Raw genomic sequence first — 6,799 nt, forward strand, 5'->3', positions numbered from 1 at the left:
TCTATTATTGCCATGATATAATTTGGATACTTTATATCGTTTATCTAAATCTATTTTATAAGTCATCATCATGAGTCAAATGCAAAAACAAGCCAGGTCAGCCAAGTCACATAACCAGTCAATAGATAATCCGTCAGTATCTAAAAAGTCTAATGACAAACATTATGACGTCATCATCGTTGGTGCTGGCGCTTCAGGATTGTATTGTGCACTGACAGCTGGTCGCCGTGGTCGCCGCGTGTTAGTCATAGATCACGCCAATAAAGCGGGCAAAAAAATCTTGATGTCAGGTGGTGGTCGCTGCAACTTTACCAACTATTTCGTTGAGCCTGAGCACTTCATCGGTACCAACCCGCATTTTTGTAAATCAGCGCTGAGTCGTTATCCAAGTTGGGAGTTTATCGGTATGGTAGAGGCGCATCAGATTCCTTATCATGAGCGTGAGCATGGTCAGCTGTTCTGTGATGACTCTGCCCAAGATATTCTGACCATGCTCTTGGACGAATGCACGGCGGTCGGCGTCCAAGTCAAGCTCAATACTCAGATTGACCACGTGCAAAAGACCGACCATGATAAAGGTAAACGTTTTACACTCACCACCAGCAAAAAACTGGGCAAAAAAGACACGCCAACTGAAGGTCAGCCTGTGCAGACGCGCTATAGCTGTGAGTCCCTAGTTGTGGCGACTGGCGGTCTGTCTATCCCAACGATGGGTGCAACTGGTCTCGGTTATGAATTAGCGCAGCAATTCGGTCATACACTGATAGCGACCGATGCTAGTCTGGTACCATTTACTTTTACAGACAAGACTGGCGAGCTGATCCGTGCATTGGCAGGTATCAGCCTACCTGTCATTGCTAGTAATGAGCGTATCTCCTTTAAATTGCCTGTACTGTTCACCCATCGCGGACTCTCTGGCCCGGCGATGCTACAGCTGTCGAACTATTGGCAGACTGGAGAGACCATCAGTATCAATCTATTACCTGATGTGGATGTCACTGATATTTTGCTTGCCCGCAAGCAGTCACATCCACGCCAGCTGATCCGTACTGTACTGGCAGAGAACACAGATAACGCCCTACCCAAAAAACTACTGGCAGCACTACAGACTCATCTGTGGGATGACATCAAAAATACGGAGCTTGCCAATATTAAAGATGAGCGGCTAGCTGATCTTGGCACTACTCTTAACGGTTGGCAACTCAAACCCTCTGGTACCGAGGGCTATCGTACCGCTGAGGTTACACGTGGCGGAGTAAAGACGGATGAAGTCTCTTCAAAGACCATGCAAAGCAACTTGCAAGAGGGCTTGTACTTCATCGGTGAAGTGCTCGATGTGACAGGCTGGCTTGGTGGCTATAACTTCCAATGGGCATGGGCCAGTGGGTCTGTCAGTGGCGAAGTCGTTTAGCGCTACTTAGCATCAGCACCAGCACCATGAAATCCAACACAACATAAGTTCATTTTATTGCATCATTCATATATAATATTCACTTATCGTTATTTATGTTAATGGAATTGCGAGGTAATCAATGCGTCCAATTAAGCAGATTCATGGTGATAAAGCACCACATTGGGTCGGTGACGGATTTTTTGTAAAGACATTAATCAATCACCTTGATGACCATCCAGACTTTAACTACAGTCACACCGATCCGTTTTTATTGTTTGACTATGGTGAGCCCACGACCTTTTCACCCAATCCTGACTACCAGACACAGCCTCATGGTGTCGGTCAACACCCCCATAAGGGCTTTGAAACCGTCACCATCGCTTACTCAGGTGAGATCAGTCATGCTGACTCGACAGGAGGGCGCGGCGATATTTTAGAAGGTGGTGTACAGTGGATGACTGCTGGTCGCGGTATCCTGCATGAAGAGTTTCATTCTGAAACCTTTGGGCAGCGCGGTGGTGTGTTTAGTATGGTGCAGCTATGGGTAAACTTACCAAGTGCCGATAAATTAACCGATCCCAAGTATCAATCTATCAAGCGTGCTGATATGCCTATCATCGAGCTGATGGATGATAGTGGCGCTGGCTCTCAAGATACTGTTGCTAAAGGTGCTGACAAGCAAACTGCCATAGGACAAGTCGCTATTATCGCAGGTGACTGGCATGGTCTCACTGGTGCGGCAACGACCTTTACCCCTATTAACTTATGGGATATCGAGCTGCACACAATGGGCACAACGACCATACATATACCAAATACACACAACACGTTGCTACTCGTGCAAGAAGGTACTCTGTTGGTTAATAGCGTATCTGTCAGTGCAGGCAGATTGATTCAGTTTGCAGCGCCAGTCCCTCTAGATGACCAGCCTGTACCACTATCTGACGCTACTACCGATGTTACCGATACCATCGAGCTGACCTGCCTTGCGACCACTGATGAGAGCGCCCCTATCAAGTTACTCCTGCTGAGTGGGCAGCCAATCGGTGAGCCAGTTGCAGGTTATGGTCCCTTTGTCATGAATACACAAGAAGAATTAAGGCAGACCTTTCGCGATTATCAAACCGGTAATTTTGGTAAGTAAATAAAATTAACCCAAAAAAAGCCCTCTGACTATCGTAGTCAGAGGGCTTTTTTGATACGTCATGCAGCTACTGAGTCAAAAATATTGACCCAATGGCTATTATGCTTGGTCTAAATAAGGATAATCAGTGTAGCCAACCGTGCTGCCACCATAGAAAGACTCTGGATGCTGCTCATTGAGCGGTGCGCCTTTTTGGATACGCTCAGCGAGATCAGGGTTGGCAATATAGTCACGACCGAATGCTACCGCATCGATATAACCTGCCTTGATATTTTTTTCTGCTTTATCGGCATCGTAGCCACCCGCCGCGATGATGGTCTGATCGAACGCATCACGGACACGCTGACGGAACTCATCGCTATACGGTGTACCACCTGCCCAATCTGGCTCTGACAGATGCAAATACATTAGACCACACTTATTGATTTGTTCAATCAGCCAAATGTTATCGTCTTCTTCGTAGCCTCCCTCAACATTGTTGAATGTGCCCAGTGGTGAGATACGAATACCAATATGATCTGCATCCCAAGCATCCACACATGCATCGATAACATCTAAGGTTAGACGCGCGCGGTTTTCGCGGCTGCCACCGTACTCATCATCACGCTGATTGGTATGCTCGGCCCAGAACTGATGTAGCAAGTAACCATGGGCCCCATGAACCTCTACCCCATCAAAGCCAGCTTCTTGAGCGTTTTTGGTTGCTTGAGCAAAATCAGCAATGACTTGCTTGATTTCGTCTAGCGTGGCTGGACGTGGCGGCGTGGCATCCGCGCGAATGGCTTGGTTGTCACTATCACGCAATGAGGTACGGATACCTACATCGACATCTGAGGCTGAAATTGGCGCACGGCGCTCAGGTTGTACGCTTTCGTGTGAGACAAGTCCTGTGTGCCATAGCTGGACGACAATCTTGCCACCTTTGGCATGGACATTGTCAACGATGGCTTTCCATGCAGTGACTTGATCTTGAGTATGTAGCCCTGGTGCGCCTGCATAGCCTTTTGCTTGAAACGATACTTGCGTCGCTTCAGTGATGACAAGGCCCGCCCCTGCACGCTGCGAGTAGTACTCTGCTGCCCATGTGATAGGGACATCGCCTGGCTCAACAGCACGCAGACGTGTCAGTGGGGCCATCATAATGCGGTTTTTTAGCGTTTGTGTGCCCATTTTTACAGGCTCAAATAAAATATCGTGTGCCATAATCTGTCCTATTGGTTATTGTCGCTATTTATGATCTTTAGTTATAGCAACCATCAATCATACTAATTATTATCGCATGCTGTTTAGAAAAACTTATAATATCATTAGTAAATCTACGTTCAGCGCCTACATTTATAGGGGATAGATTTCATTATTCCAAGCAATATTTACAAACAGATACAGTAATATTCACCCATACAAATCTTCGTATTTATTTACTACGAAGACTGTTTACTAAGCCTTAAATACTGTTCGTCTGCGTCTTGTCTTTTGGCTTTAGCATTTTCTTAATTGACAGCTCTAGTGACAAATACGTGCCGATCAATATCACAATCGAACCAATGATGGCTTGTATATTTAGCGCCTCGCCAAGCAATAGATAGCCCAAAATAATCGCAAAAATTGGAATGACTAACGTGATACTCGTGGCACGCGTTGGCCCAATATTTTTGATCAACTGATTCATAAAAATAAGGGCAATGGCGGTTGAAAACACACCAATACAAATCACCGAAACCCATGCCTTTATGCTGATCGCTTTGCCATAAGGAAACTCTGTAAAAGCCACCGGCAGCATGATAAGGCTACCGATGATGAGTGAGCCTGCCGTGATCGCAACAGGGGAGACATTAAACAGATAATTTTTGGTGATGTTTGCGCCAAGCGCGTAACCCACACAAGCGAATAGCGCGTAGCCCATCGGTAATAGCCCTTCAATCAAGCCTTTACCCTGCTCCCCGCCACCAAATAAGTTTTCGCTCATCAATATAATCACCCCAACTACCCCAATCACCAATCCAAGCGCTTGTTTTTTGGACAGTCTGTCTTTAAAAAATACGCGAGCGATAAAGCCACTCATCATCGGTACGGAAGCGTTTAGTACGGCGAGTACGCCTGCATTCACTGACTGCGCAGAAAAAGAGAACAATACAAATGGCAATGCGGCGGAGAATAAACCAACCAGCGACAGCATTTTCCAGTGCTGTTTGATACCGTCTCTGTTTTTCTTTTTTAGCAGTACAAAGACGAGCATGACCAATCCTGCAAAAATCACCCGCAAACTGGCAAATGCCAACGAACCAAACTCAGGCACGCCAACCCGATAAAACACAAAGGAGAGCGACCACATAAAAGAGAGCGTCACAAAGATGATGAGGTCACGATTGGTCATCGGATAATCCTATTAAGCGTGTAGACTGCATTTGCCAACTCGTGTCGGTCATAAGTGTCTGATATATGGTAAAAATTATCATGCTGCCAAAAACTCATGATGATAACTTTTGAATGGTTTGATGGATATGATATTTTCTGCATTTATGGAGGGGTATTGTTCAACATAAAGTCGATAGCCTTATCCCTGCGCTTTAATAAATTGGTTAAATTGGTCAGATCGAAAACGCTCTTGAGAGGCGCTTTTATCTAACTAAGTCTTATAGCGATAACTTATTAGGCGTCTGTCACACTTACCTGTGCTAAGCAAAGAATTACATGCATAATTCTATCTGCCACTGAATGACTAAACGTATTTGATGGACTTATTCCGTGACATATATTATTTCTGATATTCCAACCTCTCTGTTCAGTGAGTAATATCCTGAAATAAAATGTTAAATCCATACCAAAACACTCTTCGACTTTCTCGTCTCTAAGCAAATCATCAAAGGTTCTTAGCTGTAGTCCACCTTGCCTATTCCTTCTTAAAGTTGCCCCTCCTGCTAATTCAACTAACGACCGAATAGCAGCTTCTGTTTGAGGCACTAATATATGTATTGCTGAGATATAATCTTGGTTCAAATATGCTTGTAAACCAGCATTAATAATATCTTCTTTTGTGTCTTCAAATATGGGCGACTCAAATACAAAGTCGGTTAGATCCTGTACCTTTATGTTATAAACGTCTAAAGCCTTTTTTAATGAATGGCTAAGAAAAAAAGCGTTAGTATTCAAATTGCTGGAAAGTTGGTGAATTATACGTCCTTCTAAGTCGTCTTCAACACTCCCAATAGTTGCGATAGGTCTTCCTTTATGATCTTGAAGCGTCTTACTAAATAAGTTTGTCAAAGGATAGTTTTTTGCTGACTCTAAAACCTGTTGCTCTACTTGATCTTTCTTTGGAATAAATTGTGCTCCAATTCTTATAAGCGTATTTTCTAGACCTCCCTCTGTCATTGAGTCAAGATAAGAATCTAGCTGCTCTTTTGGTATTTCTACGCTATGGGAGAACGTCTGCATACTATCTACAACTCTTGGACCTACCTCCGTTATTTTTTTCGTTGCCCGCTCTGCATCATCTTTCATATTGAAACTGATATATATATCATGCACATGCTGCAACCATGAAGAAGCCTGCATAGGTGCCAAGCTATTACATACATCCTCAAAATTTTTACCAACTATTCCAATTACTCGATTCACCTCTTCTTTTTTTCCTTTACTACGGTAATAGCTCGCTAAACGGATGCCCGCTGATTCACAGCCCCATGGAGATTGATCTTTAGAAATTCGTAGCAATCGAGACTCAAGGTCATCCACCAATTTTTGCTGTTGTACTTCAGCTAGGTACTTACTCTTATTTAAGACAAAAAGATCAAAGCAGAAACCCCAAAGTCCTGCTTTATTATCTTCTGCTATACGATCTTCTAGATTGATAGCACTCTCAATGCACCTATTTATTAAGCTAATGTTATTTATGCCAGACGCGACCTTATATGCTCTAATAATTTTTCCAATAGCTTCACTTGGATGTTTACAAAGATCTTTGTCTGTTATTTCAAGAAGCGCGTTCACATATTCAACAGCAATAGTATAGTCAGGATTTTTATCGACAGTAGCTTTAGATAGATCCCATATGAGACCACAGTAACGCGCTTTTAACATAGGGTTAGGAGTAGTTTCTGATCTACTTATCCAGTACTCCATGATCTCTTCAGTATGTAGTGGTCAAATATTTTTAGACAGTACTTAAGAGGTTTTTGTTGAAATAAAGTCTCTCTTTCTCGCTCGGTGTTAAATACTCATTAAAGCTGTGTGGTCTTACACTTTGATAATAGCCCCAAATA

The 6,799-nt window shown here is 43.7% G+C and carries 5 protein-coding genes; 2 read left to right on the forward strand and 3 right to left on the reverse strand.

All coding sequences use genetic code 11. From position 1 onward, the window contains the following. Positions 1 to 70 precede the first annotated feature (70 nt). Positions 71 to 1,411 (forward strand): NAD(P)/FAD-dependent oxidoreductase, encoded by a 1,341-nt coding sequence (locus NJD71_RS07040; protein ID WP_319051227.1) that lies wholly within the window; start codon positions 71 to 73, stop codon positions 1,409 to 1,411. Positions 1,412 to 1,532: 121 nt separating this feature from the next. Further along, a complete protein-coding gene (locus NJD71_RS07045) occupies positions 1,533 to 2,537 on the forward strand; it encodes a pirin family protein (RefSeq protein WP_319051228.1) in 1,005 nt (334 codons plus the stop codon). A gap of 99 nt (positions 2,538 to 2,636) precedes the next feature. On the opposite strand, the gene NJD71_RS07050 is transcribed toward NJD71_RS07045, so the two are convergent. The 3 genes from NJD71_RS07050 to NJD71_RS07060 form a co-directional block, all read right to left on the reverse strand. Continuing rightward, the gene (locus NJD71_RS07050; RefSeq protein ID WP_319051229.1) at positions 2,637 to 3,740 is read right to left on the reverse strand and encodes an alkene reductase; all 1,104 of its coding nucleotides are present in this window, start codon (positions 3,738 to 3,740) and stop codon (positions 2,637 to 2,639) included. Positions 3,741 to 3,981: 241 nt separating this feature from the next. Further along, a complete protein-coding gene (locus tag NJD71_RS07055) occupies positions 3,982 to 4,911 on the reverse strand; it encodes a DMT family transporter (protein ID WP_319051230.1) in 930 nt (309 codons plus the stop codon). Positions 4,912 to 5,186: 275 nt separating this feature from the next. Beyond that, the gene (locus NJD71_RS07060; RefSeq protein WP_319051231.1) at positions 5,187 to 6,659 is read right to left on the reverse strand and encodes a DUF4209 domain-containing protein; all 1,473 of its coding nucleotides are present in this window, start codon (positions 6,657 to 6,659) and stop codon (positions 5,187 to 5,189) included. Positions 6,660 to 6,799 lie beyond the last annotated feature (140 nt).

It is taken from the genome of Psychrobacter sp. PP-21, assembly GCF_033790785.1.
In the GTDB taxonomy this organism is placed as follows: Bacteria; Pseudomonadota; Gammaproteobacteria; order Pseudomonadales; family Moraxellaceae; genus Psychrobacter.

Bases quoted from the DNA above. Each gene is read 5' to 3' on its own strand.
- NJD71_RS07060 (WP_319051231.1), bottom strand. From the start codon at position 6,659: ATGGAGTACTGGATAAGTAGATCAGAAACTACTCCTAACCCTATGTTA.
- NJD71_RS07045 (WP_319051228.1), top strand. From the start codon at position 1,533: ATGCGTCCAATTAAGCAGATTCATGGTGATAAAGCACCACATTGGGTC.
- NJD71_RS07040 (WP_319051227.1), top strand. From the start codon at position 71: ATGAGTCAAATGCAAAAACAAGCCAGGTCAGCCAAGTCACATAACCAG.
- NJD71_RS07055 (WP_319051230.1), bottom strand. From the start codon at position 4,911: ATGACCAATCGTGACCTCATCATCTTTGTGACGCTCTCTTTTATGTGG.
- NJD71_RS07050 (WP_319051229.1), bottom strand. From the start codon at position 3,740: ATGGCACACGATATTTTATTTGAGCCTGTAAAAATGGGCACACAAACG.